At 70.8% G+C, this 25,071-nt stretch carries 26 protein-coding genes; 5 read left to right on the top strand and 21 right to left on the bottom strand.

Translation table 11 applies throughout. The features are described 5' to 3' along the window. Positions 1 to 12 precede the first annotated feature (12 nt). The 4 genes from GGR04_RS18980 to GGR04_RS18965 form a co-directional block, all read right to left on the bottom strand. Positions 13 to 1,029 (bottom strand): LLM class flavin-dependent oxidoreductase, encoded by a 1,017-nt coding sequence (locus tag GGR04_RS18980; protein ID WP_183201475.1) that lies wholly within the window; start codon positions 1,027 to 1,029, stop codon positions 13 to 15. An 88-nt stretch (positions 1,030 to 1,117) separates the two neighbouring features. Beyond that, on the bottom strand, positions 1,118 to 1,999 hold the full coding sequence (locus GGR04_RS18975; protein ID WP_246393359.1) for a polysaccharide deacetylase family protein: 882 nt from the start codon (positions 1,997 to 1,999) through the stop codon (positions 1,118 to 1,120). Positions 2,000 to 2,072: 73 nt separating this feature from the next. Continuing rightward, positions 2,073 to 3,293, bottom strand: coding sequence for an argininosuccinate synthase (locus GGR04_RS18970; protein ID WP_183201474.1), 1,221 nt, complete (start codon positions 3,291 to 3,293; stop codon positions 2,073 to 2,075). 80 nt (positions 3,294 to 3,373) lie between these two features. Next, the gene (locus tag GGR04_RS18965; RefSeq protein ID WP_183201473.1) at positions 3,374 to 4,219 is read right to left on the bottom strand and encodes a phosphatase PAP2 family protein; all 846 of its coding nucleotides are present in this window, start codon (positions 4,217 to 4,219) and stop codon (positions 3,374 to 3,376) included. Between the two features lie 205 nt (positions 4,220 to 4,424). On the opposite strand from GGR04_RS18965, the gene GGR04_RS18960 reads away from it, so the two are divergent. Continuing rightward, positions 4,425 to 5,063 carry a LysE family translocator gene (locus GGR04_RS18960; RefSeq protein WP_183201472.1) on the top strand — a complete coding sequence of 213 codons (639 nt, stop codon included), beginning with the start codon at positions 4,425 to 4,427 and terminating at the stop codon, positions 5,061 to 5,063. Then, entirely contained in the window at positions 5,063 to 5,482 is a 420-nt protein-coding gene (locus GGR04_RS18955; RefSeq protein ID WP_183201471.1) for an EamA family transporter, read from the top strand. The genes GGR04_RS18960 and GGR04_RS18955 overlap by 1 nt, the downstream gene beginning before the upstream one ends. A gap of 4 nt (positions 5,483 to 5,486) precedes the next feature. Here the strand turns inward: GGR04_RS18955 and GGR04_RS18950 are convergent, their stop codons facing one another. The 7 genes from GGR04_RS18950 to thpR all read right to left on the bottom strand — a co-directional run bounded on the left by GGR04_RS18950 (position 5,487) and on the right by thpR (position 10,434). Beyond that, positions 5,487 to 6,146 (bottom strand): glutathione S-transferase family protein, encoded by a 660-nt coding sequence (locus GGR04_RS18950; RefSeq protein WP_183201470.1) that lies wholly within the window; start codon positions 6,144 to 6,146, stop codon positions 5,487 to 5,489. A gap of 58 nt (positions 6,147 to 6,204) precedes the next feature. Beyond that, a complete protein-coding gene (locus tag GGR04_RS18945; protein WP_246393357.1) occupies positions 6,205 to 6,384 on the bottom strand; it encodes a BrnA antitoxin family protein in 180 nt (59 codons plus the stop codon). Continuing rightward, the gene (locus GGR04_RS24060) at positions 6,306 to 6,923 is read right to left on the bottom strand and encodes a hypothetical protein (RefSeq protein ID WP_246393355.1); all 618 of its coding nucleotides are present in this window, start codon (positions 6,921 to 6,923) and stop codon (positions 6,306 to 6,308) included. Before GGR04_RS24060 ends, GGR04_RS18945 begins: the two co-directional genes overlap by 79 nt. Before the next feature lie 34 nt (positions 6,924 to 6,957). Then, positions 6,958 to 8,175: a dual-specificity RNA methyltransferase RlmN gene (gene rlmN, locus GGR04_RS18940; RefSeq protein ID WP_183201468.1), complete on the bottom strand. Its 1,218-nt coding sequence runs from the start codon at positions 8,173 to 8,175 to the stop codon at positions 6,958 to 6,960. A gap of 210 nt (positions 8,176 to 8,385) precedes the next feature. Then, positions 8,386 to 8,883, bottom strand: coding sequence for an invasion associated locus B family protein (locus GGR04_RS18935; protein WP_183201467.1), 498 nt, complete (start codon positions 8,881 to 8,883; stop codon positions 8,386 to 8,388). A gap of 373 nt (positions 8,884 to 9,256) precedes the next feature. Then, positions 9,257 to 9,661, bottom strand: a complete 405-nt coding sequence (locus GGR04_RS18930) for a YkvA family protein (protein WP_376769876.1) — start codon at positions 9,659 to 9,661, stop codon at positions 9,257 to 9,259. Between the two features lie 185 nt (positions 9,662 to 9,846). Beyond that, positions 9,847 to 10,434: an RNA 2',3'-cyclic phosphodiesterase gene (gene thpR / locus GGR04_RS18925; RefSeq protein WP_183201466.1), complete on the bottom strand. Its 588-nt coding sequence runs from the start codon at positions 10,432 to 10,434 to the stop codon at positions 9,847 to 9,849. A 237-nt stretch (positions 10,435 to 10,671) separates the two neighbouring features. On the opposite strand from thpR, the gene GGR04_RS18920 reads away from it, so the two are divergent. After that, on the top strand, positions 10,672 to 11,292 hold the full coding sequence (locus GGR04_RS18920; RefSeq protein WP_183201465.1) for a GNAT family N-acetyltransferase: 621 nt from the start codon (positions 10,672 to 10,674) through the stop codon (positions 11,290 to 11,292). Positions 11,293 to 11,316: 24 nt separating this feature from the next. Here GGR04_RS18920 and GGR04_RS18915 read toward each other — a convergent pair whose 3' ends face one another. Continuing rightward, a complete protein-coding gene (locus GGR04_RS18915; protein WP_183201464.1) occupies positions 11,317 to 11,964 on the bottom strand; it encodes an arylesterase in 648 nt (215 codons plus the stop codon). A gap of 111 nt (positions 11,965 to 12,075) precedes the next feature. Here GGR04_RS18915 and GGR04_RS18910 point away from each other — a divergent pair, with 111 nt between their 5' ends. Then, entirely contained in the window at positions 12,076 to 12,765 is a 690-nt protein-coding gene (locus GGR04_RS18910) for an ABC transporter ATP-binding protein (RefSeq protein ID WP_183201463.1), read from the top strand. A gap of 104 nt (positions 12,766 to 12,869) precedes the next feature. Continuing rightward, the gene (locus GGR04_RS18905) at positions 12,870 to 15,365 is read left to right on the top strand and encodes an ABC transporter permease (protein WP_183201495.1); all 2,496 of its coding nucleotides are present in this window, start codon (positions 12,870 to 12,872) and stop codon (positions 15,363 to 15,365) included. 40 nt (positions 15,366 to 15,405) lie between these two features. On the opposite strand, the gene GGR04_RS18900 is transcribed toward GGR04_RS18905, so the two are convergent. From GGR04_RS18900 to GGR04_RS18860, 9 genes are all read right to left on the bottom strand, one after another. After that, positions 15,406 to 16,590 carry a Gfo/Idh/MocA family protein gene (locus tag GGR04_RS18900; protein ID WP_183201462.1) on the bottom strand — a complete coding sequence of 395 codons (1,185 nt, stop codon included), beginning with the start codon at positions 16,588 to 16,590 and terminating at the stop codon, positions 15,406 to 15,408. A gap of 16 nt (positions 16,591 to 16,606) precedes the next feature. Further along, entirely contained in the window at positions 16,607 to 17,668 is a 1,062-nt protein-coding gene (locus GGR04_RS18895; protein WP_183201494.1) for a sugar phosphate isomerase/epimerase family protein, read from the bottom strand. Between the two features lie 209 nt (positions 17,669 to 17,877). Continuing rightward, entirely contained in the window at positions 17,878 to 18,756 is an 879-nt protein-coding gene (locus GGR04_RS18890) for an alpha/beta hydrolase family protein (protein WP_183201461.1), read from the bottom strand. A 101-nt stretch (positions 18,757 to 18,857) separates the two neighbouring features. Further along, on the bottom strand, positions 18,858 to 19,898 hold the full coding sequence (locus GGR04_RS18885; protein ID WP_183201460.1) for an ABC transporter substrate-binding protein: 1,041 nt from the start codon (positions 19,896 to 19,898) through the stop codon (positions 18,858 to 18,860). Between the two features lie 46 nt (positions 19,899 to 19,944). Beyond that, positions 19,945 to 20,733, bottom strand: coding sequence for an ABC transporter permease (locus GGR04_RS18880; RefSeq protein ID WP_183201459.1), 789 nt, complete (start codon positions 20,731 to 20,733; stop codon positions 19,945 to 19,947). Further along, on the bottom strand, positions 20,730 to 21,587 hold the full coding sequence (locus tag GGR04_RS18875) for an ABC transporter ATP-binding protein (RefSeq protein WP_183201458.1): 858 nt from the start codon (positions 21,585 to 21,587) through the stop codon (positions 20,730 to 20,732). The genes GGR04_RS18880 and GGR04_RS18875 overlap by 4 nt, the downstream gene beginning before the upstream one ends. Positions 21,588 to 21,787: 200 nt before the next feature. Then, the gene (locus GGR04_RS18870; protein ID WP_183201457.1) at positions 21,788 to 22,726 is read right to left on the bottom strand and encodes a hydroxymethylglutaryl-CoA lyase; all 939 of its coding nucleotides are present in this window, start codon (positions 22,724 to 22,726) and stop codon (positions 21,788 to 21,790) included. Further along, positions 22,723 to 23,961, bottom strand: coding sequence for a CaiB/BaiF CoA transferase family protein (locus tag GGR04_RS18865; protein WP_210291873.1), 1,239 nt, complete (start codon positions 23,959 to 23,961; stop codon positions 22,723 to 22,725). The genes GGR04_RS18870 and GGR04_RS18865 overlap by 4 nt, the downstream gene beginning before the upstream one ends. Before the next feature lie 134 nt (positions 23,962 to 24,095). Beyond that, entirely contained in the window at positions 24,096 to 25,028 is a 933-nt protein-coding gene (locus GGR04_RS18860) for a LysR family transcriptional regulator (protein ID WP_183201456.1), read from the bottom strand. Positions 25,029 to 25,071 lie beyond the last annotated feature (43 nt).

The raw sequence follows: 25,071 nt of genomic DNA, 5'->3' as shown, positions 1-25,071 counted from the left end.
ACCGACCTGACGCTACTCGGCCGCGATCGCCTCGCGCCCGTTTGCCAGGCGATCCATCGCCCGCGCCGCGATCTCGAAGGACGCGATGCGCGCGGCGGGATCGTGGATCTGTCCCGTGAGGATCATCTCGTCCGGCCGGTAGCGCTCGATCAGGCGTGAAAGATCGGCTTCGACGCGTGCGGGAGAGCCGACGGCGGAGACCCGCATCGCCTCGTCCACCATTGCGCGCTCGCCCGCATTCAGCACCGCGTCGATGTCGTCGACGGGGCGCGGCAATGGGCCGGGATGACCCGAGCGCAGCCGCGCGAAGGCCTGCTGCATCGACGACTGGAGCCGTCGCGCCGCCTCGTCGGTCTCGGCGGCGAAGACGTTGGCCGCCAGCATGAAGTAGGGCTCGGCGAGATATTCGGAGGGGCGGAAGGTGGTGCGGTAGACCTCCACCGCGTCGTCGAGGGCCGCCGGCGCGAAATGCGAGGCAAAGGCGTAGGGCAGGCCGAAATGGGCCGCGAGCTGCGCGCCGTAGAGGCTGGAGCCGAGGATCCAGACGGGCACGTGCGTTCCCTCGCCGGGCACGGCGCGCAGCCGCTGGCCGGGCGCGGCGTCGGCAAAATAGGCGAGGAGTTCCATCACGTCGGACGGGAAGTTGTCGGAATTGTCGAGCGAGCGGCGAAGAGCGCGCGCCGTCATCATGTCGGAGCCGGGCGCGCGCCCGAGACCGAGGTCGATGCGCCCCGGAAACAGCGTCGCCAACGTGCCGAACTGCTCGGCGATCACCAGTGGGGCATGGTTCGGCAGCATGATGCCGCCGGAGCCGACACGGATCGTGCGCGTGTGGGTGGCGACCTGTCCGATGACGATCGACGTGGCGGCGCTCGCGATGCCCGTCATGTTGTGGTGTTCGGCGAGCCAGAAGCGGTTGTAGCCGGCCCGCTCGGCCGCCTGCGCCAGCGCCACGGTGTTGGCGAGCGCGTCCGCCGCGGTGCCGCCTTCGGGAATGGGGGAGAGGTCCAGCACGGAATAGGGGATCATAAGGAAACCATCCTGTCTTTCCCTTCAAATGGGAACGCCGGCCCTCGATGTGTAGGGCGGACCGCTCCAGCATGCGGCCTCGCCCGAGTCACAGGGCGGCGAAGGCCTGTGCGATCTCTCCCGGCCGCGTCAGCCAGATCCGGTCGCGGTGCTCCGTGATGTGCCACAGCGCCCGGCGCAGCGCTCGCAGCCGGTGGGGCTGGCCGACGATGTAGGGATGCAGTGCGACGCTCATCACGCTCGGCGCCTTCACCGACGCCGCGAGCCGCTCGTCGAACTCGGCGACGATCATGTCGGCGAACGCCTCGGCGCTCGCGAGCCGCGTCGTGACGGTCGGGATGTCGTTGATCTCGTGGCTGTAGGGAATCGACAGGATGCCCGACCCGGAGCGGGTGCGCATCGCCACCGGCTGGTCGTCGTGGCACCAGTCGAGAAGGTAGCGGTAGCCCTCCTCCTCCAGAAGGTCGGGCGTCGTGGGGCTCTCCGAGATCCAGGGCCCGAGCCAGCCGCCGGGCAGCCGCCCCTCGTGCCGGCGATAGGCCTCGCTCGCCTCGCGGATCAGCGCCCGCTCGCCCGCCTCGTCGAGATCGCCCTGCCGCTCGGCGTTGGTGCGGCCATGGCCGACGATCTCGTCGCCGCGGGCGCGAAACGCCTCGGCAAGGCCCGGGCAGTCCTCGTAGACGTCGGAGTTCAGGAGCACCGCCAGCGGCAGCGAGAGCTCGTCGGCGAGATCGCGCAGGCGCCAGACGCCGACGCGGTTGCCCCAGTCGCGCCAGCCGTGGTTGAGCACGTCGAGCCCGGCGGGTTTGGGCGCCAGCGCCGCGCCCTCGCCGCTGCCGAAGCGGAAGGTCTCGACGTTGAGCGCCACGTAGACCGCGAGCCGGTGGCCGCCCGGCCAATCGAAGACCAGCCGGTCCGGCAGCGCCGAATAATCGTAGCGGCCGTGGGCGTGCATCGGGCGAGGGGGCATGGTGCGGGGCTCCAAGGTCGGGTTGCCCCCGCAACTGGAGGCCCGCGCCCCGCCGTCAACCGATGCGCTTCGATCAGAGCCCCTGGCGCTTGGCGAGCGTGCGCAGGCGCAGCGCGTTGAGGCGGATGAAGCCCGCCGCGTCCTTCTGGTCGTAGGCGCCGTGATCGTCCTCGAAGGTGACGAGCGCGTCGGAATAGAGCGACTTGTCGGACTCGCGCCCGACGACGATCACGTTGCCCTTGTAGAGCTTGAGGCGGACCGTGCCCTCGACATGCTCCTGGCTCTTGTCGATGGCGGCCTGCAGCATCAGGCGCTCCGGCGAGAACCAGAAGCCGTTGTAGATCATCTCGGCATAGCGCGGCATCAGCTCGTCCTTGAGATGCGCGGCGCCCCGATCGAGCGTGATGCTCTCGATGGCGCGGTGCGCGGCCAAGAGGATCGTGCCGCCGGGGGTCTCGTAGATGCCGCGCGACTTCATGCCGACGAAGCGGTTCTCCACGAGGTCGAGCCGGCCGATGCCGTTGTCGCGGCCGAGATCGTTGAGCCGCGCCAGAAGCTCGTGCGGCGCCATCGCCGCGCCGTCGATCGACACCGGGTCGCCCTTGGCGAAGCCGATCGTGATCGTCGTCGCGACGTCCGGCGCCTCCTCCGGGCTCACCGTGCGCTGGAAGACGTAAGCGGGCGCTTCCTCGGCGGGGTCTTCGAGCACCTTGCCTTCCGAGGACGAGTGCAGGAGGTTGGCGTCGACCGAGAAGGGCGCCTCGCCGCGCTTGTCCTTGGCCACCGGGATCTGGTTCTTCTCGGCGAAGTCGAGAAGGTCGGTGCGCGACTTGAATTCCCATTCGCGCCAGGGCGCGATCACCTTGATGTCGGGGTTCAGCGCATAGGCCGAGAGCTCGAAGCGCACCTGGTCGTTGCCCTTGCCGGTCGCGCCGTGGGCGATGGCGTCGGCGCCGCACTCGCGGGCGATCTCGACGAGGCGCTTGGAGATGAGCGGGCGGGCGATCGAGGTGCCGAGGAGATAGGTGCCCTCGTAGACGGCGTTGGCGCGGAACATCGGAAACACGAAGTCGCGGCAGAACTCCTCGCGCACGTCCTCGATGTGGATCTCCTTGATCCCCATCATCTCGGCCTTGCGACGTGCCGGCTCCAGCTCCTCGCCCTGGCCGAGATCGGCGGTGAAGGTGACCACCTCGGCGCCGAGCTCGGTCTGCAGCCACTTGAGGATGATCGAGGTGTCGAGACCGCCGGAATAGGCGAGGACGACCTTCTTGACGTCGCGGGGAAGAGCCATGCTGCGAGGATCCGAGGCTGGAGGAGATCTGTTCCGCTCTACAGCATGGGACGGCGCCGCGAAAACCCCGTGCGCGCCGATCAGGCCCGAATTCTGCGCCGCGAGAGCCACGCGCGCAGCACCCGCGCGCCGTCCGCAAACGCCTGGTCGAACGCCGCGCCGTGGTGCTCCGCCACGCGATGGAGGCTTGCCAGCACCAGCCCGACGAGCAGCCACGACATCACCACGTCGGAGAGGAAGTGCGAGCCGAAGGCGACGCGGTTGAGCGAGACGGCGATCGCAGGAACGGCGAGCAGCGCGACGCCTGCGCGTCGCCGGGCCGGCGGCAGCAGCATGGCCAGCGCCAGCAGCGCCATGCCCGACCCCGCCTCGCCGGAGGGAAACGAACAGTTTCGCATGCATTCGCCGGCGATCTGCCACGGCGCGGTAAAGAGGCTGTCGCCGCCGAACGCCAGAACGTCCTTCGGCCGCGCGCGCCCGACCAGCGCCTTCAGCCCCTGCACGATCGCCCCGCTCCCCAAGGCGTAGACGAGCAGCACGTACAGCGCCTGATGCGGGCGCAGCCCCCGCATCGCGCCGGGCCGGCAGGCCTCGGCCGCGAGAAGACCGGCGAGCAGGGGCAGAAGGATCTGCGGCACCAGGCGGTTGGCGTCGCGTAAGCCCAGCAGCGCCCGGTCCTGCGAGAGCGGGAAGCCGCCGTCCGCTCCGGCGAACCACGAGGAGACGGAGAGGTCGATCGCGGGGAGCGCGGTGAACACGAAGCTGGCCACGAGGATCGCGGAGACGAGGAACCGCACCGGGCGCCGGGCCATGTCGCGCCCGGCTTCCGCGGGCGCCCGCACGGCACGTATGCGGATCTGCGCGAGCGCGCGGCGCGAGGGTTGCAGCCGCGGGCCGGCGGCTTGGGGCAGAATGGCCGAGGTCATGAGATGCCGCTCCGTCGTGCTGCGCCGATCGCGGCCTTCCCTAGCGCGCCCACATTGCGGGCCGATGATGCCGGGCTGACAAATCCGTATAGTGCGCGCCGTCTCGCTGCTTGCCGGGCGGTGGCGCCCGCCCGCGGATGGGATTATGCAAGGGAAGACCGCAAGACCGGCCGTCGCCGGTCGGTCCCCGCCGCCGGATACGCCCATGGATTTCCTGCCCGCCGCCCCCGCGCTTCTCGGCTTCACACTCGCCGCCCTCGTGCTGACGATCACGCCGGGCCCTGACATGACGCTGTTTCTCGGCCGAACGCTGTCGCAGGGACGCGCGGCGGGTCTGGCGGCGATGTTCGGTGCCTGCGCGGGCGTTCTCGTGCACACGACGCTCGCCGCGGTGGGGCTCTCGGCGCTGGTGGCGGCCTCGCCCGAGGCGTTCCTTGCGCTGAAGCTCGCGGGCGCGGCCTATCTCGCCTGGCTGGCGGTGCAGGCGATCCGCAAGGGCTCCTCCCTCAGCCTCGAGCGCGAGGCGGGCGGGCGCCAGTCGCTCCGCGCGAACTGGCTGACCGGGGTCGGGATCAATCTCCTCAACCCGAAGATCATCCTGTTCTTCGTCACCTTCCTGCCGGTCTTCGTGGGTGCCGACGATCCGCACGCCTCGCAGAAGTTCTTCTTCCTCGGCGTCTACTTCATCGCCATCGCGGTGCCGATCTCGATCGCGATGATCGTGGCGGCGGACAAGATCGCGCTCGCGCTGAAGCGGCGGCCGAAGGTGATGCGGCTGATCGACTGGGTCTTCGCCAGCGTCTTCTCGGCCTTCGCGATCAACATCCTGATGGCCCGCGTCTGATGGGCTGGCTCGGCTGGGCGCTCGCCTCGGCCGCCTTCGCCGCGCTCACCGCGATCTTCGGCAAGGTCGGCGTGTCAGGCATCGCCTCGGACTACGCGACGCTGATCCGCACGCTGGTGATCCTGGCGCTGGTCGCCGCCATCGTCACGGCGAAGGGCCAGTGGCAGAGCCCGGCGGCACTGCCGGGCCGCGCGCTTCTCTTCCTCATGCTCTCGGGGCTCGCCACCGGCGCCTCGTGGCTCTGCTACTATCGGGCGCTGCAACTCGGGCAGGCCGCGCAGGTGGCGCCGATCGACAAGCTCTCGGTGGTGCTCGTGGCCGTCTTCGGCGCGACGTTCCTGGCCGAGCGCCTCGGCCCTGCCAACTGGGCGGGCGTCGCGATGATCGCCGGCGGCGCCATCCTCGTCGCGTGGCGCTGAACCCTCAGGCGTAGGCGTAGGGGCCGCCGCGCGAGAGCGCTTCCCTGTAGGCCGGGCGCGCATGGATGCGCGCGAGAAAGGCCGGAATGTTCGAGCGCAGGCCAAAGCCGAGGCGCGAGCCCACCGCCTCCAGCGGAAAGCTCATCATCACGTCGGCGGCCGAAAAGTCCGCGCCCGCGAACCAGCCGGTGGCGGCGAGCGATCGGTCCCAATGATCGAGATGAGTCTCCAGCTGCGGCCCCAGCAGCCGCTCGTTCACCGCCTTCACCGCCGCTTTCAGAATGGGCTTGGCGAAGAACGGCGCCTCCTGCGGCATGCGCGAGAGGATGAGCTTGAGGAAGAGCGGCGGCATGGCCGAGCCCTCGGCATAGTGCAGGAAATGCTGGTAGTCCCAGTAGTCGGGCGTGCCCCGCTCCGGCACCAGCCGCCCCGCGCCATGCGTCTCGAGAATGTAGGTCACGATCGCGCCGGTCTCGGCGATCGTCCGCTCGCCCTCGGTGAGGATCGGCGACTTGCCGAGCGGGTGCACCGCCTTCAGCTCGGGCGGCGCCTGCATCGTCTTCAGCCGCTCGTAGCGCTTCACCTCGTAGGGAAGGCCGAGCTCTTCGAGCAGCCAGAGCACGCGCTGCGAGCGGGAATTGTTCAGATGGTGGATCACGATCATCGGGGGCCACCTAAGCCGCCGCCGCCTCGCGGCAAGCGGCCGCCGGAAGCATCCGGAATCAGAGCCCGGCGGCGGCGCGCAACGCGGCGGTCATGCGGTCCTGCCAGCCCGGCCCGTCGGCCTGGAAATGCTCGAGCACGTCCGCCTCGACGCGCAGCGTCACGCTCTCCCTCGTGCCGGGAACGCGCGCCGGCTCGGCCGTGCGGCCGGCGGGCGCGGGCTTGGCCGGCTTGAACATCGCCTCGGCGGCGTCGCGCGGATTGATGGGGCGGCGGGACATGGGGCGGACCTTTCGGGGGAGGGGATTGCGTTCGGGACGGGATCAGGCGGGGGGGGGGCGGTGGGCGGCGCAGCGGTGCGGCGCGACCGCCGCCAGCGCCCGGCGCCCCGGCCCGCGACGAGCCAGTAGACGAGCGCGAAGGAGAGGCCGGCCACCGCGAAGGCCGTCTGCAGGCTGGTCTCGGTCACCGGTCCGCCCGGCAGAAGGCGCATCGCCGCAAAGCCCGCGACGAGGCCGGCGCCCATGTGAAGGAGGAGCGAGCGCCACCCGAGGCTCTCGCTCAGCCCCATGAACAGGCCCCAGGGCACCAGCGCCGTCGAGCCCACCTGCGCGGCCTGCGCGGTGAAGCCGAGCACCAGCTGCACCATGAGGAACGGATCCTGCGAGGCGCCGGGCGGCCAGTCGAGGAAGGGCCAGAGCAGCGCGAAGGCCGCGGCGGCGCAGGCCAGCACGAAGCCGATGGGAATGACGACGAGAAAGCGGAGGGCCGTGACCATGGGAGCGTGCGGCGGTGAGGGGAGAGGGCTCCGCTCAGACCGCGATCGCCGCCTCCATCGCCAGCCGGTCGCCCTTCTTCATGCGCTCGCTCTCGGACTTCAGCTGGCCGCAGGCGGCGAAGATGTCGCGCCCGCGCGGGGTGCGGATCGGCGAGGCGTAGCCGGCCTGGTTCACGAGTTCGGCGAAACGCTCGATCTGGTCCCAGTCCGAGCACTCGTAGTCGGTGCCGGGCCAGGGGTTGAAGGGGATGAGGTTGATCTTGGCGGGAATGCCATGCAGCAGCCGCACGAGCTGGCGCGCGTCCGCGAGGCTGTCGTTGACGCCCTTCAGCATCACGTATTCGAAGGTGATGCGCCGGGCGTTGGAGAGGCCGGGATAGGCGCGGCAGGCCGCCATCAGCTCATTCAGCGGATACTTCTTGTTGATGGGCACGAGCACGTCGCGCAGCTCGTCGGTCACCGCATGGAGCGAGATCGCGAGCATCACGCCCATCTCCTCGCCGGTGCGCGGGATCATCGGCACGACGCCCGAGGTCGACAGCGTGATGCGGCGGCGCGACAGGGCCAGCCCGTCGCCGTCGGAAACCACGCCCAATGCCGACTTCACGTTGTCGTAATTGTAGAGGGGCTCGCCCATGCCCATCATCACGACGTTGGAGACGAGGCGCCCCTCGCTCGGCACGATGGCGCCCTGCGGCGTCGCCGCGTCGGGAAAGTCGCCGAGCCGGGCGCGCGCGGTGAGGAGCTGGCTGACGATCTCGCCGGGCTCCAGATTGCGCACGAGGCGCTGCGTGCCGGTGTGGCAGAAGGTGCAGGTCAGCGTGCAGCCGACCTGGGAGGAGACGCAGAGCGTGCCGCGCCCCTCCTCGGGAATGTAGACGGTCTCGATCTCCACCGGGCGCCCGGCGCCCCGCGCGGGAAAGCGGAACAGCCACTTGCGCGTGCCGTCCACCGAGATCTGCTCTTCCACAATCTCCGGCCGGGCGATCTCGAACTTCTCGTCGAGAAGGGTGCGAAGGTCGCGCGAGACGTTCGCCATCTCCGAGATGTCGGAGACGCCGCGCACGTAGAGCCAGTGCCAGAGCTGCTGCACCCGCATCTTCGCCTGGCGCGCGGGCACGCCGGCCTCCACCAGCGCGGCGCCCAGCGCTTCGCGCGACAGGCCGAGCAGCGAGCGCTTGGCCGGCGCGGGTGCCGGGGCCGAGGGGCGGGGGCGGGCGTCGGCGGAGGTCAGGTCGATCGTCGCGCTCATGGGAGAGATCCTGCGGCACGGGCGTCACGCCGGGGCGCGTCGTCGAGAGTGGCGATTTCGTTCGGATGGCCTTCAAATGGGCCGAAACCGGAAAAATCGCAAGTCACGCCGCGGCGGACGCTCGCCGAGCCGCATATTCCGCGTGCCACCGAACGGACGAAGGCGCCGGCGGGGCGGCCGGCGCCTTCGTCACTTCCATGGGCGAAGCAGCTATTTGCAGGTCTTGATCGAGTTCAGCGCCGCCGTCACGCCGGCCAGCGAGTAGGTGTAGTTGGTGGCTGTGCCGCGCTGCGAGGTGGCGTCCACCTTCATCGCCTTGCCGTTGCGCAGCGCCGCCACGATCTGCGGCTCCTCGGCGGCGTTCTCCATCCAGGCGCTCTCGCCGCGGGTGAACATCGAGAAGGCCCGGCCGTCGATGGTCACCACCACCTTCGAGCCGTCCTTCATCGGGTAGCCCATGACCACCTGGGGCTCGTAGGTCGCGGCCTTGCCCTTCTGGGTCACCAGAAAGAAGATGTCGCCATGGTCGACCGAGCTCGGCTGCATGGTCTTGGGCGTCGTCAGCACGTAGCAGACCTTGGCGCCGTTGGCGTCGTAGGAATAGGTGCCCCAGTCGTTGAACTGGTTGAGACGGGTCGGGGTCTGGGCCGCCACGGTCGCACTCGAAAGCACCAGCATCGCCATCGCCGCCGTCAGGACGTATTTCATGGAGTTCAGCTCCCGCTTCGTCGTCAGTCGTATGGCCGCCGAGGCGCCCGGCTCGCGGCCGAGGCGTCCGGTTTCCTCGCCGGTTCGAAGCCGCAGAGTGAGCGAGGAGCTCTTTCCACAGGGTAAACGAACCCCGAATTTTCTCGTGCGATCCGTACCGATCCGCATGCCGCGATCCGCCGCGTCAAACGCCGCGAACCCGCGGGCGCCCGGTCACGGCGGCCCCGAAGTGCCTCCGAACAATCGATAAAATGAGGCGAGAGTTTGTTGCGAACACGGGGGAAAGCCCCCGTCGCGACGCCGTGACCGTCTAGCGCTTGGCGGTCTCGTCGCGGACGCATCGGCACGAGAAGCGCATGCCGATGCGATCCCGTCAGCGCGCGGCTTCGGTCTCCTCGTCCTCGGCCAGCGTCTCGCGCGCCTTCTCGTAGTGCTCCGGGCGGATGTTGGAGCGCACCGCCGTCAGCGCCGCGAGCAGCACCGCGGCGTCGTCGGTGAAGCCGAGGCCGACGATGAAGTCCGGCACCACGTCGAAGGGCAGCACGAAATAGGCGAGCGCGGCGAGGAGGATGCCGCGCGAGCTCGCGGGCGTGCGCGGGTCGAGTGCGCAATGGTAGGAGGCGACGACGTCCTGCGAGAACGGGATGTAGCGCGCGGCCCGCTTCAGCGTGCCGAAGAAGCCGCGGCGCACGCGCTTCTCCTGCCGCTGCTGCTTCTCTTCGTCGCCGGGCAGCAGCACCTCGCCCACCAGCGTCTCGCGCGTGCGCCCCGCGAACACCGCGCCGGCGGCGGCTTTCGGCGGGCCTTCGTCCAGCGGGTCGATCATGCCCGGCGCATCGCCGATGCCCAGCGGGTCGCTCGCCGTCGATGTCTCGCGTTCCCCGCTCATCGGTCCTCTCCTCTGTCGTTCCGCCGTCCCATATGGCGCGGGATCGGCGGCGTTCAAAGGTCCGGTCCAGCCGTTCAGCGTTCGGCGCCGGCGAACGCCGCCCCGATCGGCACGCCGCCGGTACGCGGGGCACGCAGCGCGAAGGCCTCTTCCAGAACGTAAGGCCCGCCGCCCACCGAGTCGCGCGAGGAGTAGAGGACGAAGCGCCCCACCGTGAAGCTCGGCGTGCGGAAGTCGCCGCGCCCCGCGAGGTAGCGCGCCACCTCCTCGACTTTCGGCTGGCGCAGCCGCGCCAGCGTCACGTGCGGCACGAACTTGCGGGCGTCGCAGGGTAGGCCGAGCCGCTTCATCGAGCGGTCGATGTCGCCCTGCAGCTGATCGAGCGCCGTCGAGGGCTCGACGCCGGCATAGACCGAATGCGGCTTCTTCGAGCCAAAGGCCCCGACGCCGCGCAGCGAGAGCGAGAAGGGCGCGCGCGCCACCCGGTCGAGCGCCGCGACGATCTCGTCGGCGGTGGGCGCGTCGACGTCGCCGAGGAAGCGCAGCGTCAGGTGGTAGTGTTCGGCGTCGATCCAGCGGGCGCTCGGCAGGCCGCCGCGCAGGAACGAGAGCGGGAGAGCCGCGTCGCGCGGAATCTCGAGAGCGGTGAACAGTCGCGGCATGAGACGTCCTTCCCGATCGGGAGCGCGTCGCTTCGTCCAGCCCGTTGAGCCTTCCGAAAAGCTCTGCGACCCCAGTGTCTGTCGCCCCACATGTTCACCACGCCAAGCTGACTTCAAGATGACGCATGGGTGCCATGCACAGAAGATCCGTACTCGTTGCCGCGCTGCACAATTACAGTCCGGGACGACCGGGGCTCGAGCCCCGGTCGCCGATTCCCCGTGGAGATGCCCGCCCCGATGCAGTTCGTTGCCGCCCATGCGTCCGGCTCCTCGCCCGCTCTCGGGCTGGTGCGTGCCCTGCGCGTGGGGGATCGCGCGGATGTCGCGGCCCATCTCCTGCGGCTCGACACGGCGAGCCGGCGGCAGCGCTTCGCGGGCTCGGTGGGCGCGGCCTTCGTGGAGCGCTACGCCCGCACCGTCGCCGACCCGAATGCGCACGCCCGCGGCCTCTTCGTCGACGGCGTGCTGCGAGGCCTCGGCGAACTCCGGTTCTTCGGTCCGTCCTGCGTCGAAGCCGAGATGGCCTTCAGCATCGAGGCCGACTGGCGCGGGCAGGGCGCGGGCTCGCGGCTCTTTGCCAGCCTCGTCGACGCCGCCGCCAACCGGGGTGCCGCGCATCTCGTGCTGCACTGCCAGGGAGACAATTCCCGCATGCTGCGCATCGCGCGCCGCCACGGTGCGGCCCTGACCACGGAGGGCGGCGAGGTGGTCGCCCGGCTCTGCTGCGCACCCAGCGAGGCGTCGGCCGCGCGCGAGGCGGCGGAGGAACGGGTATGGCGCATCGCGATGGCCGCCTGCCGCGGCGTCTATCGTCTGGCCATCGAGGCCGGGATCGACCTGCGCCACCGCGCCACCTGAGCGACGCCGGCTTCGCGCCAAACGTCAGCCCGCGCCGAGCGCCGTCTTCACCAGCGGCAGCATGCGCTCCACGATGACGGCGACGCCCCGCGCGTTGGGATGCATGTAGTCGGCCTGGTTCATGCCCTCGACGGTGGCGACGCCGTCGAGAAAGAACGGGTAGAGCGGCACTCGGTAAGTCTTCGCCAACTCGCCGTAGATCGGATCGAAGCTCTGCGCGTAGTCCGGCCCCATGTTGGGCGGCGCCAGCATGCCCGCAAGGATTACCTTCGTGTTGGCCCGCGCCGTCAGCTTGGCGAGGATGGCGTCGAGATTGCGGCGCGTCGTCTCGGGGGGAATCCCGCGCAGCGCGTCGTTGGCGCCGAGCTCCACGATCACCACCGCGGCGCTTTCCGGCACCGACCAGTCGAGCCGCGCCAGACCCCCCGTCGTCGTGTCGCCGGAGACGCCGGCATTGACGACGTTGGCCGCCACCCCCGCCGCCCCGAGCGCCGCGCCGAGCTGCTCGGGAAAGCTCTCGCCGGGGCCGACGCCGTAGCCCGCCGACAAGCTGTCGCCGAAGGCCACCACCTCCGGCGGAGCCGCCGGCGCGTCTTGCGCTCGCGCCGGCGCGCTCGCGAAGGCGAGACCCATCGTCACGAAGAGGAGAAGCGATTGGAACCGCGCGATCATCCACCCATATCCCTGCACTGCGGCATGACGCTGCCGGCGGTCGATCTTCGTTTGCGAAGACGCCCGGTCCGGCGCGTCGCCCGTCCGCATGGATATAGGAAGGCGACCGACGTGGCAGAACCTGCGATCCGATTACGAAAGGTTCATCTGACGCTCGGGTCCGGCCGCAGCGCGGTCCATGTCCTCAAGGGCGTCGATCTCGACGTCGCCCGCGGCGAATCGGTCGGCATCGTCGGGCCCTCGGGCTCGGGCAAGTCGACGCTGCTGATGGTGCTCGCGGGCCTGGAGCGGGCCGACGAGGGCCTCGTCGAGATCGCCGGACAGGATCTCGGCGGCCTTTCGGAGGATCGCCTCGCCGCCTTTCGCGGTCGCCATGTCGGCATCGTCTTCCAGTCCTTCCACCTCATTCCCAACATGACCGCGCTCGAGAACGTCGCGGTGCCGCTGGAGCTCGCCGGCCATCGCGACGCCTTCGCGCGGGCCGAGCGGGAGCTCGGCGCCGTCGGCCTCGGGCCCCGCGTCTCGCACTATCCGGGCGAGCTTTCGGGCGGCGAGCAGCAGCGCGTGGCGCTCGCCCGCGCACTGGCGCCCGAGCCCGCCATCCTCATCGCCGACGAGCCCACCGGCAATCTCGACGGCGAGACCGGCCGGCAGGTCGCCGACCTCCTCTTCGCCGAGCAGCGCCGCCGGGGGATGACGCTCGTGCTGGTGACCCACGATCCCGCGCTCGCCGCGCGCTGCGGGCGCGAGGTCGCCGTGCGCTCGGGCGAGATCCACGCCCCGCTCGGGCTGCCCGCGTGAGCGCGGCTGTCGAGAACGCCGCCGCCGGCGTCGGCGCCGCGTCGCCGGCGGAGCGCGGGCGGCTGCAGGATCTGCGCCTCGCGTTGCGCTTCGCCCTGCGCGAGATGCGCGGCGGGCTCTCGGGCTTCGCGATCTTCCTCGCCTGCCTGACGCTCGGCGTCGCCTCGATCGCGGCGGTCAACTCCGTCTCGCAGATGATGACCGGCGGCATCGAGCGCGAGGGCCGCACGATTCTCGGCGGCGACATGCGCTTCGGGCTCAACCAGCGCCGGGCCAGCCCCGACGAGCGCGCCTATCTCGCCGGCCTCGGCACGGTCGCCGAAAGCGGCTCGCTGCGCTCCATGGCGCGCCTGCCCGACGGCTCCAACCAGACGCTGACCGAGGTGAAGGCGGTCGACCCCGCCGCCTATCCGCTCTATGGCGCGGCCGCCACGACGCCGGCCGAGCCGCTGGCGACGCTGCTGGCCGAACGTGACGGGCGCTTCGGCGCCGTGGTGGCGCCCGAGTTCCTCGATCGCCTGGGCTTGGCGGCGGGCGCGATCGTCCGGCTCGGCACCGCCGAGATCGAGATCCGCGGCGTCCTCGACCGCGAGCCCGACGTCCTGTCGGATGGGTTCATCTTCGCGCCCCGCATGATGGTCTCGCTCCAGGCGCTCGACGCCACCGCGCTGGTGCAGCCGGGCTCGCTCGTCGAATACGACTACAAGGTCCGCTTCACGGAGCCCGCGCGCGATCCCGCCGCGGTGGAGACGGAAGCCAACGCCCGCTTCCCGCAGGCCGGCTGGAGCATCCGCGACGCGGCGGAGGCGGCGCCCTCGCTGCAGCGCAACATCGAGCGCTTCTCGCAGTTCCTCACCCTCGTCGGCCTCACCGCGCTCATCGTCGGGGGCGTCGGCGTCGCCAACGCGGTGTCGGCCTATCTCGACGCCAAGCGGAGCGTCATCGCCACCTTCAAGAGTCTCGGCGCCGGCGGCTCCTTCGTGGTGACGATCTATCTCCTGCAGATCCTCATTCTCGCCACCGTCGGCATCGCGCTCGGCCTCGTTCTCGGGGCGCTTGCGCCCTTCGCCACCGCGCGCTTCCTCGAAGCCTACATTCCCGTCGCCGCCCATGCCTCGGTCTATCCCGGCGCGCTCCTCATCGCCGCGCTCTTCGGCTACCTGACAGCGCTCGCCTTCGCGATCCTGCCGCTCGGGCGCACCCGGGACGTCGCGGCCACCGCCCTGTTCCGGGCGAACGAGCAGCCGGGCTCGCTGCGCCTTCGCTGGACCTATGCCGGCGCGGCGCTGGTCCTCGCCGTCGCCATCGCCGGGCTGGCGCTGGTGATGGCGAGCGACAAGGGCGTCGCGGCCGTGTTCCTCGCCGCCACCGCCGTCGCCTTCATCGTGCTGCGGCTCGTCGCCTTCGCGATCCGCAAGGGCGCGGCGCGGCTGCCGCGCGTGCGCTCGACGCCGCTGCGCCTTGCCATCGGCAACATCCACCGGCCGGGGGCGCTGACCTCGGCCGTGGTGCTGTCGCTCGGCCTCGGGCTGACGCTGCTGGTGACCCTCGCGACGATCGACACCAACCTTCGCAGCGAGATCGGCACCGGCATCGCGGCGCGTGCGCCGAGCTTCTTCTTCGTCGACATCCAGTCCGGCGAGATCGAGCCGTTCCGCGAGCGCATCGCGGCGCTGGCGCCGGGCTCGACGCTCGACGCCGCGCCGATGCTGCGCGGGCGCATCGTGCAGCTCAACGGCGTCGACGTCGGCAAGCTCACCGTGCCGCCGGAGGGCGCCTGGGTGCTGCGCGGCGATCGCGGCGTCACCTATTCCGCCAGCGCGCCGGAGAACGCCACCCTTACCGAGGGCCAGTGGTGGGCACCGGACTATGACGGCGAGCCGCTCGTCTCCTTCTCGGCCAAGGAGGGCGGCGAACTCGGCCTGAAGATCGGCGACACGCTCACCGTCAACATTCTCGGCCGCAACATCACCGCGCGCATCGCCAACTTCCGCGTGGTGGAGTGGGAATCAATGTCGATCAACTTCGTGATGGTCTTCTCGCCCGCCACCTTCCGCGGCGCGCCGCACGCCTGGCTGGCGACGCTGGAGACCCCCGGCGACGACGCGGCGGTGGAGCGCGGCGTGCTGCGCGGCATCTCCAACGATTATCCCGCCGTCACCACGGTGCGGGTGAAGGACGCGCTCGACGCCGTGAACGCGCTGATCGGGCAGCTGGCGCTCGCCATCCGGGCGGCCGCTTCCGTTGCGCTCGTCGCCTCGGTGCTGGTGCTGTCGGGCGCGCTCGCGGCCGGCAACCGGGCGCGGGTGCACGACGCGGTGGTGTTGAAGACGCTCGGCGCGACGCGCGCCACGCTGATCCGCGCCTATGTGATCGAGTATCTCTCGCTCGGCGCGGTGACGGCGGTCTTCGCGGTGGCGGCGGGGGCGCTGGCCTCCTGGTACGTCGTCGCCCGCATCATGAGCCTGCCCTTCCAGTTCGATCCGGTGGTGGCTCTGGCGACGCTGGTCGCCTCGCTGCTGCTTACCGTCGGCTTCGGCCTCGCCGGCACTTGGCGCGTGCTCGGCCAGAAGGCCGCGCCGGTGCTGCGCGAACTCTGAGAGGGCGAGAGGCCGGCCCGCGGAGCCGGCCTCTCGTGGCTCAATTCGAGGGCGCCAGATCCGTCCAGACGTTGCCCGCCCTGGACGAGGCGACGGCGGCCTCGATGAAGCGCATGCCGTCCAGCCCGTCCTCGACGGTCGGGAAGGTGGCCTGCGGGTCGACCGCCGCGCCGGTGCGCGCCGCGACGATGGCGCCGGCGACCTCGCCGTAGATCGTGGCGAAGGCTTCGAGATATCCCTCCGGGTGCCCGCCGGGAATGCGCGAGACGCGCGTTGCCTCGTCCCAGGCGCCCGCGCCGTTGCGGGTGAGGATCTGCCTGGGCTGCCCGAGCCTGGTGAACTCCATCCGGTTCGGCTCGGCCTGCACCCATTCGAGCCCGCCGGTCTCGCCGTAGACCCGCAGCTTCAGCCCGTTCTCGTGGCCGACCGCGACCTGGCTCGCCCAGAGCATGCCCTTGGCGCCGCCTTCGTATCGCAGGAGGATCTGCACGTCGTCGTCGAGCCGGCGCCCCTCCACGAAGGTCGTGAGGTCGGCGAGGAGCGAGCGGGCGCGAAGGCCGGTGACGAAGCCTGCGAGATTATAAGCGTGGGTGCCGATGTCGCCGATGCAGCCGCCGGCGCCCGAGCGCGCCGGGTCGGTGCGCCATTCCGCCTGCTTGGAGCCGGACTCCTCGGCGCGCTCGGCCAGCCAGTCCTGCGGATACTCCACCTGCACGAGGCGCAGCTTGCCGAGTTCGCCGGCCGCCACCATCGCCCGCGCCTGACGCACCAGCGGATAGCCCGTGTAGTTGTGCGTCACCGCGAAGATGCGCCCCGTTCGGCGCTGCAGCGCTACGAGCTCCTCGGCCTCGGCGACCGTCAGCGACAGCGGCTTGTCGCAGATGACGTGGATGCCGGCCTCGAGAAAGGCCTTGGCGGCGGGCGCATGCATGTGGTTCGGCGTCACGATCGACACCGCCTCGATGCCGTCCGGCCGCTTCGCCTCGGCTTCCGCCATCGCGGCGAAACTGTCGTAGGCCCGCGCCGGGTCGAGCCCCAGGTCGACGGCCGAGGCGTGGGCCCGCGCGGGATCGGAGGAGAGGGCGCCCGCCACCAGCGTGTAGCGGTCGTCGAGCCGGGCGGCGATGCGGTGGACGGCGCCGATGAAGGCGCCCTGGCCGCCGCCCACCATGCCGAGGCGGATGCGACCGCCCGTATGGGCGTCGCGGCTGGCTTCGATGGTCATGTCGGTGGTTCCTCGTTCAGCGGTCGGACAGCCCGAGCATCCGCCGGTTCGCGGCGTCGTCGGTGCCGGCGCCCGCGAAATCGTCGAAGGCGCGCTCGGTGGTCTGGATGATGTGGGCGGCGATGAAGGGCGCCCCTTCGGCCGCGCCCTGCTCGGGATGCTTGATCGCGCATTCCCATTCGAGCACGGCCCAGCCGTCGAAGCCGGCCTGCGTGAGCTTGGAGAACACGCCGCCGAAATCCACCTGCCCGTCGCCGAGCGAGCGGAAGCGCCCGGCCCGGTTCTCCCAGGACTGGAAGCCGCCGTAGACGCCCTGGCGCCCCGTCGGGTTGAACTCGGCGTCCTTGGCGTGGAAAGCTCGGATGCGATCCGCGTAGATGTCGATATAGGCGAGGTAGTCGAGCCCCTGGAGCACGAAATGCGAGGGGTCGTAGAGGAGGTTGGCGCGGGCGTGGCCACCGACGCGCTCGAGGAACATCTCGTAGGAGACGCCGTCGTGCAGGTCCTCGCCGGGATGGATCTCGTAGGCGACGTCGACGCCCATCTCCTCGGCATGGTCGAGGATCGGGCGCCAGCGCCGGGCCAGCTCGTCGAAGGCGGCCTCGACGAGGCCGGCCGGGCGCTGCGGCCAGGGGTAGACGTAGGGCCAGGCGAGCGCGCCCGAGAAGGTGGCGTGCGCCCGCAGGCCGAGATGGCGCGAGGCGGTGAGCGCGCGCTTCACCTGATCCACCGCCCAGGCCTGCCGGGCGGCCGGGTCGCCGCGCACCTCGGGCGCCGCGAAGCCGTCGAAGGCGAGGTTATAGGCGGGATGGACGGCGACGAGCTGCCCCTGCAGATGCGTCGAAAGCTCGGTGATCGCCAGCCCGTGGGCGGCGGCCGTGCCGGCGATCTCGTCGCAATAGTCCTTGGATTCGGAGGCGCGCTTCAGGTCGAAGAGCCGGGCGTCCCAGGTCGGGATCTGCACGCCCTTGTAGCCGTGCCCGGCTGCCCAGCCGCAGATCGCGTCGAGCGAATTGAACGGCGCCGCGTCGCCCGCGAACTGCGCGAGAAAGATGCCGGGTCCCTGGATCGTCTTCATGGTCATGCCTGTCGCTCCCTCGACGGGGTGTGAATTCGTATGTCGGGTGGGCACCGAAGCGCGAAGGCCGATGATCGCGCGGGCGCGTCGACGCGCCTTTCGGCCTGCATGGTGTGCTGCATCGAACCCCTCCCGGTCGGCGTTCTCCCGACGCCGTGCACCCGGCGAATACCGCGCACCCCCCGCAGGATGTCAAGCGAAGCCGGGCGTCACAGCGCCGCGAAGAAGCGCAGGCTCTCCACGATCTCGCCCGGCAGCGCCGAGGAATGATCGCCCTCGATGACCCCGCGCTCGACCCGCAAGCCGGCGCTCGCGGCGCGCGAGACCGTAAGCCGGTTTGCTGCGTCCGAGCGCGTCTCCGTGCCGGCGCGCAGCATCAGCACCGGGCAGCGGAAATTCGCGGCGAAGCAGGCGGCCGAGCGCATCTCGAACTCGGCCGGGCGGCCGGGGTCGAAGCGCAAATCCTCGGTAAAATGGCGGAAGAAGGCGGCCGCATCCGGATTGCCGGAAAACGAGGCGGCGCCGCGAAACAGCGGCGAGGCGAGGGCGGCGAGCAGCGTCAGCGTGCCGCCGACGCTGTGGCCGGCGACGAAGAGGCGAGCGGGATCGACGCCGGGCAGCGCGCGCAGCGTCTCGGCCGCCGCCACGACGTCGGCGGTCTCGTCGTAGAAGCCCGAGAAGGCGCCGGGCAGGCCGTTCTCGGCCCGCACCGCCGGCATCAGCGCCACAAAGCCGGCCTCCGCAAAGGGGCGCGCGATGTCCCAATGGCCGGGCCACAGCGCGTTGCCGCCGTGCAGCACGAGGATGCCGGGACGGAGCCTGGCGGGATCGCCGGTCTGCGACACCCAGGCGACGAGGTCGAGCCCGTCCGACCGATAGGAGATCGCGCGAACGCCCGGTGGTGCCTCCAGCGGCGGCGCGTCGCCGGGCGCGGGGCCGCGCCGCAGGAGCCGGGTCTCGAAGCCGCGCCGCGCCGCCGCGTAGTCCTCGCGGATCCAGCGCGGCTCCTGCGGCTCGGCGAGCACCGCGCCGGGCGTGCAGAGACCGGCCGCGAGCGCGGCGAGGACATGACGACGATGGAGGCGCATGGCGGAACCTTCGGAGGAGACGCCGCGGCAGCGTTCCCCCGGCCCACGGCGTGTCGATGGTGCGCCGGCGGCCGGGCGCGTCGGCCGCTGGGCGTCCTCGGTCAGATCCGCGCGGCCTGAACGAAGCGCGGGTCGAAGGTGCGGTCGAAGGCGATGTCGGCGCTCGCGAACTCGGCCGGCTCCAGCGTGCCGAGCATGGAGAGCATGGAGGCGAAGCCGTCCTGCGTGATCATGCCGTCCGGCGAATACATCGGCCGGGCCTTCTCGAAGGCGGTCTTGTAGAATTCGCGGTCGCCGAAATGATAGTCGGCCGGCACGGCGTCGGCGACCTCGTCGGGCGTCGCGGTCTGCAGGAACGTCAGCGACTTCAGGAAGGCGTTGACGATGCGCTGCGTCGTCACCGGATTGGCCTCGATGAAGTCCTGCCGCAGATAGACGGTGGCGGCCGGGTTGGTGCCGCCGAAGAGGGCGCGCGTGCCCTCCTCGGTGCGGGTGTCCAGCAGCACCGCGATGTCGCCGTCCTGTTCGAGGCGCGAGGTCACGGGGTCGAGATGCGAGAGGCCGGCGATCTCGCCGCGCTTCACCGCCGCCACCGCGCTCGTGCCGCCGCCGATGCCGACGAGCGACACGTCGCCCGGCTGCAGCCCGGCCTTCACCATCGCGTATTGCAGCATGAGGGCGGTGGAGGAGCCGGGCGCCGTGACGCCCATGGCGCGGCCCTTGAGGTCGGCAATGCTCTTGATCTCGCCGGCGAGATCCTTCTTCACCGCGATGGTGATGCCCGGGAAGCGGCCGAGATCGCAGACGGCGCGGATGTCCTGGCCCTTCTGCTGCATGCGCAGCGTGTGCTCGTAGGCGCCGGTGACGACGTCGATCGAGCCGCCGACGAGCGCCTGCAGCGACTTGGCGCCGCCGCCGAAATCGTTGATCGCGACGGTGAGGCCCTCTTCCTCGAAGAAGCCCTTGGTCTCGGCGATCGTCAGCGGCAGATAGTAGAGCAGCGGCTTGCCGCCGACGCCGAGCGTCAGCGAGGGCTTCTCGATCGCGGCACCCGCCTCCTGCGCGTAGGCCGGCAGGCGGGCGGCGAGCGCGGTGAGGGCGGCGGCGGCGGCACTGGTTGCGAGGAAGTCTCTGCGGTTCATGATGGTCGTCCTCCCGAGACGCTTGTTTCGTCGTTGTTGTCTGAAGTCAGGTCGCGGCGACCTGGGCCTGCGGGCGCCAGACGAGGAGCCGGTCCTCGACCAATGTCACCAGCGCGTCGATCACCAGCACGAAGCCCATCAGCACGAACATGCCGGCGAAGACGCCGGTGACGTCGAAGACGCCCTCGGCCTGCTGGATGAGATAGCCGAGCCCGGCCGAGGAGCCGAGATATTCGCCCACCACCGCGCCGACCACGGCAAAGCCGACGGCTGTGTGGAGCGAGGAAAACATCCAGGAAAGCGCCGAGGGCAGGTAGATGTGGCGCAGGAGCTGGCGCTCGCTCATGCCCAGCATGCGGGCGTTGGAGAGCACGGTCTGGTTCACCTCCTTCACGCCCTGGTAGACGTTGAAGAAGACGATGAAGAACACGAGCGTGATGCCGAGCGCCACCTTCGACCAGATGCCGAGGCCGAGCCAGAGCGCGAAGATCGGCGCCAGCACCACGCGCGGCAGCGCGTTGGCGGCCTTCACGTAGGGGTCGAAGACCATGGCGAGCAGCGGCTTGCGGGCGAACCAGAAGCCGATGGCGACGCCCGCCGCCGAGCCGATGACGAAGGCCAGCGTCGATTCCAGGAGCGTGATGCCGAGATGGTACCAGATGGTGCCGCTGACGAACCATTCGACGATGCGTGTCGCCACCGCGATCGGCTGGGCGAAGAAGAACTGGGCGTTTTTCGGGTCGCCGAAGAGCGAGGTGGCGGTGGCGAGGTGCCAGAACACCAGCACCACCACGGCCACCGAGATCTGGAGGAGGAGAAGCGTCGACCTCTTCATGGCGCGAGCCCGTTGCTCTGGCGATAGCCCTTCACGACCTCTTCCTTGAGGGCGTTCCAGATCTCGCGGTGGATGTCGTGGAAATGCGGGTCGAGGCGCACGTCCGCGATGGCGCGCGGGCGGGGGATGGGGATCGCGTAGTCGCCGATGACGCGCGCCTTCGGCCCGGCCGACATGATGACGACGCGGTCGGAGAGGGCGATGGCCTCTTCGAGATCGTGGGTGACGAACATCACCGCCTTGCGCTCGGCCGACCAGAGTTCGAGCAGCAGGTCGCCCATGATGACGCGGGTCTGCGCGTCGAGCGGGCCGAAGGGCTCGTCCATCAGCAGGAGGCGGGGATTGCGGATCAGCACCTGCGCGAGGCCGACGCGCTTGCGCTGGCCGCCCGAGAGCATGTGCGGGTAGCGGTCGGCGAAGGCGGCGAGCCCGACGCGCTCCAGCCAGCCCATGGCGCGCTCCCGCGCTTCGCGCCGGGGCGTGCCCGAGACGGTGAGCGCGATGGCGACGTTGTCGACCACGCTCTTCCAGGGCATCAGCGAATCCTGCTGGAAGAGGTAGCCGGCCTCGCCGTTCAGCCCCGTCAGCGTCCTGCCGAAGATGCGCACCGTGCCGGAGGTCGGCTTCAGGAGGCCCGCGGCGGCGTTGAGGAGGGTGGACTTGCCGCAGCCGGTGGGGCCGACGATCGCCACGAACTCGCCTTCGCGAACCACGAGATCGGTGGGCGCCACCGCCTCGAAGCGCCGCCCGTCGGCGAGGCGGAACGCGATCTCGACGCCCGCGAGGCCGATCGCCTCCGAGGCCGGTGCCGCGCCCGCCACCGTGCGGCCGTTCTCAGCGACCACGGTCAGCATGGCCGAAGTCCCGTTCCGTCCGCATGCGTTGGCCGATGAAAACTGCCAACGATCTGTCCTCTCCGGCGCGGTCCGCGCGAAGTCTCTGCATGGCCGTCCTCCCGAGACGTCGTTTCCATCGAACCTAAGCCCGCCTGACTTGGCATGACATGCGTTTGCCCGCAACGGACGTTTCCCGCTCGCGAACAGGGCGATCGTGCTCAGGCCGCGCAGGCGTCCGGACGGGCCCGGAGTACCGCCCGCGCCCGCCCGCCTGGCTGCGCGCCGGGCAGCGCCGCCGCTTCGTCGGCGAGATCGGCGAGCGCGGCGACATCGATGCCGGTGGAAACGCCCATGCGCTCGAACATCCACGCGAGATCCTCGCTCGCGACGTTGCCGGTGGCGCCGGGCGCGAAGGGGCAGCCGCCGAGCCCGGCAAAGGCTCCGTCGAACACCCGCACGCCTTCCTCGTAAGCCGCGAAGACGTTGGCAAGGCCGAGCCCGTAGGTGTCGTGCGCGTGCATCGCCCAGTGCCGCACGCCCGGAAACCGCGCGGTGGCCTCGCCGAAGAGGCGGCGCATCTGGTCGGGCACGGCGCGCCCGGTGGTGTCGCAAAGGCAGATCTCGACGCCGGCGCGCAGCGGCACGAGGCGGTCGAGGAGGACCATCACGGCAGCCGGCTCCACCCGTCCGTCGAAGGGGCAGTCGAAGGCGGTGGCCAGATTCAGCCGCACCGGCGTCTCGTCGGGAATGCCAGCCAGCAACCGCTCGTAGTCGGCGGCCGAGTCCTCGGGCGAACGGCGCACGTTGTTGCGGTTGTGCGCGGGCGAGACCGAGAGCACGTAGGCGATCATCGGCGCGCGCGCGGCCACCGCCTCCCGCCCGCGGCGTTCGGTCGGCACCAGCACCTGCGCGAGAAGCCCCGGCTCGCCGCGAACGGCATCGAGCACCGCCGGCGTGTCGGCCATCTGCGGCAGTGCGGCGGCGCTGACGAAGGAGCCGATCTCGACGCGCCGCAAGCCCGTGGCTTTGAGCCGGCGCACGAACTCGATCTTGGCGCTCGTCGGGATGAACGGCCCGATCGGCTGGAAGCCGTCGCGCGGGCCGACCTCGACGATCTCGACGTCATGGGGCGGGGACAGGGGGGAGACGGGGGTCATCGGATGGTGCCCTCCGCGCGCAGTTCGGCGATGGTCTCGGGGGAGAGGCCGGCCTGCGCCAGCACCTCGTCGGTATGGGCGCCGATCGAAGGGCCGGCCCAGCGCACGGCGCCGGGGTCTTCCGGCACGTGCGGCACGATGCCGGCCTGCAGCACCGGCCCGAGCAGGGGATCCTCGACCTCGCGCACCATGCCGCGCGCCCGGTATTGCGGATCGGCGGCGATATCGGCGGCGGTGAAGCAGAGTGTCGAGGGGATGTCGGCGGCCTGCAGGATGGCGTCGGCCTCGGCCGCGTCGTGCGCGCGCGTCCACGCGGCGATGAGGGCGTCGAGCTCGCCGACATTGGCGAGGCGCGCGGGATTGCCCGCGAAGCGCGGATCGTCGGCAAGTTCGGGCCGGCCGAGAACGCGCGCGAGGCGCCGGAACAGCGGGTCGGAATTGGCGGCGACGAGTAGCCACTGCCCGTCGCGCGTCGGATAGGCGTTGGTCGGCGCCGCCGTCTGGATGCGCGAGCCCTGCGGCTGACGGATCGTGCCGAAGACGCCGTATTCGGGGAGCGTGCCCTCCATCATCGAGAGCATCGCCTCGGTGAGCGCGACGTCGAGCGTGTAGGCCTGCTTCGTGCCGCCCGCCCGGTCGCGCTGCCAGAGCGTGGCGAGCAGCCCGAAGGCGCCGTAGAGGCCGGCAATGGAATCGCCGATCGAGATGCCGACGCGCGAGGGCGGCAGGTCGGTCTCCTCCGGCGGATGGTTGGTGAGGTGGCGCAGGCCCCCCATCGCCTCGCCGATGACGCCGAACGAGGCGCGGTCGCGATAGGGCCCGTCCTGCCCGAAGCCGGAGATGCGGGCGATCGCGAGGTCCGGCCGCGCCGCATGGAGCGCGGCCTCGCTCAGGCCGAAGCGGTCTAGCTGGCCGGGGCGGAAGTTCTCGACCAGCGCGTCCATGTCCTTCACGAGGTCGAGCACGAGCGCGACGGCGCGCGGGTTCTTGAGATCCAGCGCGATGCAGCGCTTGTTGCGCGCGTGCATCGACCACCAGGGGGAGTGGCCGTCGCGCTGCTCGCCCCACTGGCGCACGGGATCGCCGCCGAGCGGCTCGACCTTCACGACGTCGGCGCCGAGATCGGCGAGGAGCCGCGTGCAGAAGGGCGCGGCGACGAAATGGCCGATCTCCAGAACGCGGAGTCCCGCAAGCGGCCCCGCCGCCGGCATGGGAGAGGAAGGGGCCGCGCTCATGCGTGGCAAGCCGGGCGTCGGGTCATCGGGCGTCTCCTCCCATCGGCCGGGCGCCTCCCATTGGGGCGTCGCCGGCCGGCCGTCCTTTGCGCGATCCTGCGGCGGCGGCGGCGCGCCAGTCCAGTCGTCTCCCGTCAAGCCTCGTTCGCGGAGCGTGAACCTCGGGGTTCAAGAAGATGGGCGCGCAAGAGCCGGCAGGCCTGCGGCAGGGCCGCGGGATCGCGCGACACGAGCTTCAACTCGCGATGCGCCCAGCCGTCCGTGAGCGGGATCGCCGCGAGCTGCATCCCCCCGGCGATGACGGCAAAGGCGCGGTCGGGGATCAGCCCGACGCCGAGCCCGCTCTCCACCATGCGCAGCACCGCGTCGAAGCCGGGCACGTGGATGCGCAGCTTCACGTCGCGCCCGGCAAGCGCCGCCTCCACCGCCGAGCGGCGATAGATGGCGCTGTCCTGGTGCAGGCCGATATGCTCGTAGTCGAGCGTCTCCGTGAAGCCGATCTCGGCGCGCGCCGCCAGCGGATGGTCGCGCCGCACCGCCAGCACCAGCCGGTCGCGCCGGTAGGGCGCCGCCGCGAGATCGCGGCTGTCGGTGGTGGAGACGCAGAGCCCGATGTCGCCGACGCCCTCCTCGATGCCCTTCACCACGGCGGCGCTTGTGCGCTCCTCCAGCTCGATGCGCACTCGCGCGTTGGCCCGGCAGAACTCGGAGAGGTCGTCGGGCAGGAACTCCACGATCGAGGAGATGTTGGCGAGGATGCGGACATGGCCGAGCAGCCCCTGCGCGTGGTCGGCGAGCTCGGCGCCCATCTTGTCGACGCTGCGCAGGATCGAGCGGGCGTGATGCAGCAGCGAATCGCCGGCCGCCGTCGGGCTCATGCCGCGGGCATGGCGCACGAAGAGATCGGTGCCGAGCACGCTTTCGAGCTCCGCGAGGCGCTTCGACAGCGCCGAGGGCGCGATTCCCGCGCGCTCGGCGGCGCGCGTCAGATGCTCCTCCTCGCAGACGAATGCGAAGAGCTGCAGCGTCACGAGGTCGATGCGGCGGACGATGTCGGGACGGGCCATGCGGGCGATCTCGGGACGTGGGGCGTGCCGTCCCTCATAGAGC

The organism is Aureimonas pseudogalii (genome assembly GCF_014196835.1).
Lineage (GTDB): Bacteria > Pseudomonadota > Alphaproteobacteria > Rhizobiales > Rhizobiaceae > Aureimonas > Aureimonas pseudogalii.
This window is presented reverse-complemented; position numbering and strand designations above follow the sequence as displayed.

What these genes read in the sequence shown, in the direction of transcription:
- GGR04_RS18980 (WP_183201475.1), bottom strand. Translation starts at nt 1,029, where the DNA reads ATGATCCCCTATTCCGTGCTGGACCTCTCCCCCATTCCCGAAGGCGGC.
- GGR04_RS18975 (WP_246393359.1), bottom strand. Translation starts at nt 1,999, where the DNA reads ATGCCCCCTCGCCCGATGCACGCCCACGGCCGCTACGATTATTCGGCG.
- GGR04_RS18970 (WP_183201474.1), bottom strand. Translation starts at nt 3,293, where the DNA reads ATGGCTCTTCCCCGCGACGTCAAGAAGGTCGTCCTCGCCTATTCCGGC.
- GGR04_RS18965 (WP_183201473.1), bottom strand. Translation starts at nt 4,219, where the DNA reads ATGACCTCGGCCATTCTGCCCCAAGCCGCCGGCCCGCGGCTGCAACCC.
- GGR04_RS18960 (WP_183201472.1), top strand. Translation starts at nt 4,425, where the DNA reads ATGGATTTCCTGCCCGCCGCCCCCGCGCTTCTCGGCTTCACACTCGCC.
- GGR04_RS18955 (WP_183201471.1), top strand. Translation starts at nt 5,063, where the DNA reads ATGGGCTGGCTCGGCTGGGCGCTCGCCTCGGCCGCCTTCGCCGCGCTC.
- GGR04_RS18950 (WP_183201470.1), bottom strand. Translation starts at nt 6,146, where the DNA reads ATGATCGTGATCCACCATCTGAACAATTCCCGCTCGCAGCGCGTGCTC.
- GGR04_RS18945 (WP_246393357.1), bottom strand. Translation starts at nt 6,384, where the DNA reads ATGTTCAAGCCGGCCAAGCCCGCGCCCGCCGGCCGCACGGCCGAGCCG.
- GGR04_RS24060 (WP_246393355.1), bottom strand. Translation starts at nt 6,923, where the DNA reads ATGGTCACGGCCCTCCGCTTTCTCGTCGTCATTCCCATCGGCTTCGTG.
- rlmN (WP_183201468.1), bottom strand. Translation starts at nt 8,175, where the DNA reads ATGAGCGCGACGATCGACCTGACCTCCGCCGACGCCCGCCCCCGCCCC.
- GGR04_RS18935 (WP_183201467.1), bottom strand. Translation starts at nt 8,883, where the DNA reads ATGAAATACGTCCTGACGGCGGCGATGGCGATGCTGGTGCTTTCGAGT.
- thpR (WP_183201466.1), bottom strand. Translation starts at nt 10,434, where the DNA reads ATGCCGCGACTGTTCACCGCTCTCGAGATTCCGCGCGACGCGGCTCTC.
- GGR04_RS18920 (WP_183201465.1), top strand. Translation starts at nt 10,672, where the DNA reads ATGCAGTTCGTTGCCGCCCATGCGTCCGGCTCCTCGCCCGCTCTCGGG.
- GGR04_RS18915 (WP_183201464.1), bottom strand. Translation starts at nt 11,964, where the DNA reads ATGATCGCGCGGTTCCAATCGCTTCTCCTCTTCGTGACGATGGGTCTC.
- GGR04_RS18905 (WP_183201495.1), top strand. Translation starts at nt 12,870, where the DNA reads ATGCGCGGCGGGCTCTCGGGCTTCGCGATCTTCCTCGCCTGCCTGACG.
- GGR04_RS18900 (WP_183201462.1), bottom strand. Translation starts at nt 16,590, where the DNA reads ATGACCATCGAAGCCAGCCGCGACGCCCATACGGGCGGTCGCATCCGC.
- GGR04_RS18895 (WP_183201494.1), bottom strand. Translation starts at nt 17,668, where the DNA reads ATGAAGACGATCCAGGGACCCGGCATCTTTCTCGCGCAGTTCGCGGGC.
- GGR04_RS18890 (WP_183201461.1), bottom strand. Translation starts at nt 18,756, where the DNA reads ATGCGCCTCCATCGTCGTCATGTCCTCGCCGCGCTCGCGGCCGGTCTC.
- GGR04_RS18885 (WP_183201460.1), bottom strand. Translation starts at nt 19,898, where the DNA reads ATGAACCGCAGAGACTTCCTCGCAACCAGTGCCGCCGCCGCCGCCCTC.
- GGR04_RS18880 (WP_183201459.1), bottom strand. Translation starts at nt 20,733, where the DNA reads ATGAAGAGGTCGACGCTTCTCCTCCTCCAGATCTCGGTGGCCGTGGTG.
- GGR04_RS18875 (WP_183201458.1), bottom strand. Translation starts at nt 21,587, where the DNA reads ATGCTGACCGTGGTCGCTGAGAACGGCCGCACGGTGGCGGGCGCGGCA.
- GGR04_RS18870 (WP_183201457.1), bottom strand. Translation starts at nt 22,726, where the DNA reads ATGACCCCCGTCTCCCCCCTGTCCCCGCCCCATGACGTCGAGATCGTC.
- GGR04_RS18865 (WP_210291873.1), bottom strand. Translation starts at nt 23,961, where the DNA reads ATGAGCGCGGCCCCTTCCTCTCCCATGCCGGCGGCGGGGCCGCTTGCG.
- GGR04_RS18860 (WP_183201456.1), bottom strand. Translation starts at nt 25,028, where the DNA reads ATGGCCCGTCCCGACATCGTCCGCCGCATCGACCTCGTGACGCTGCAG.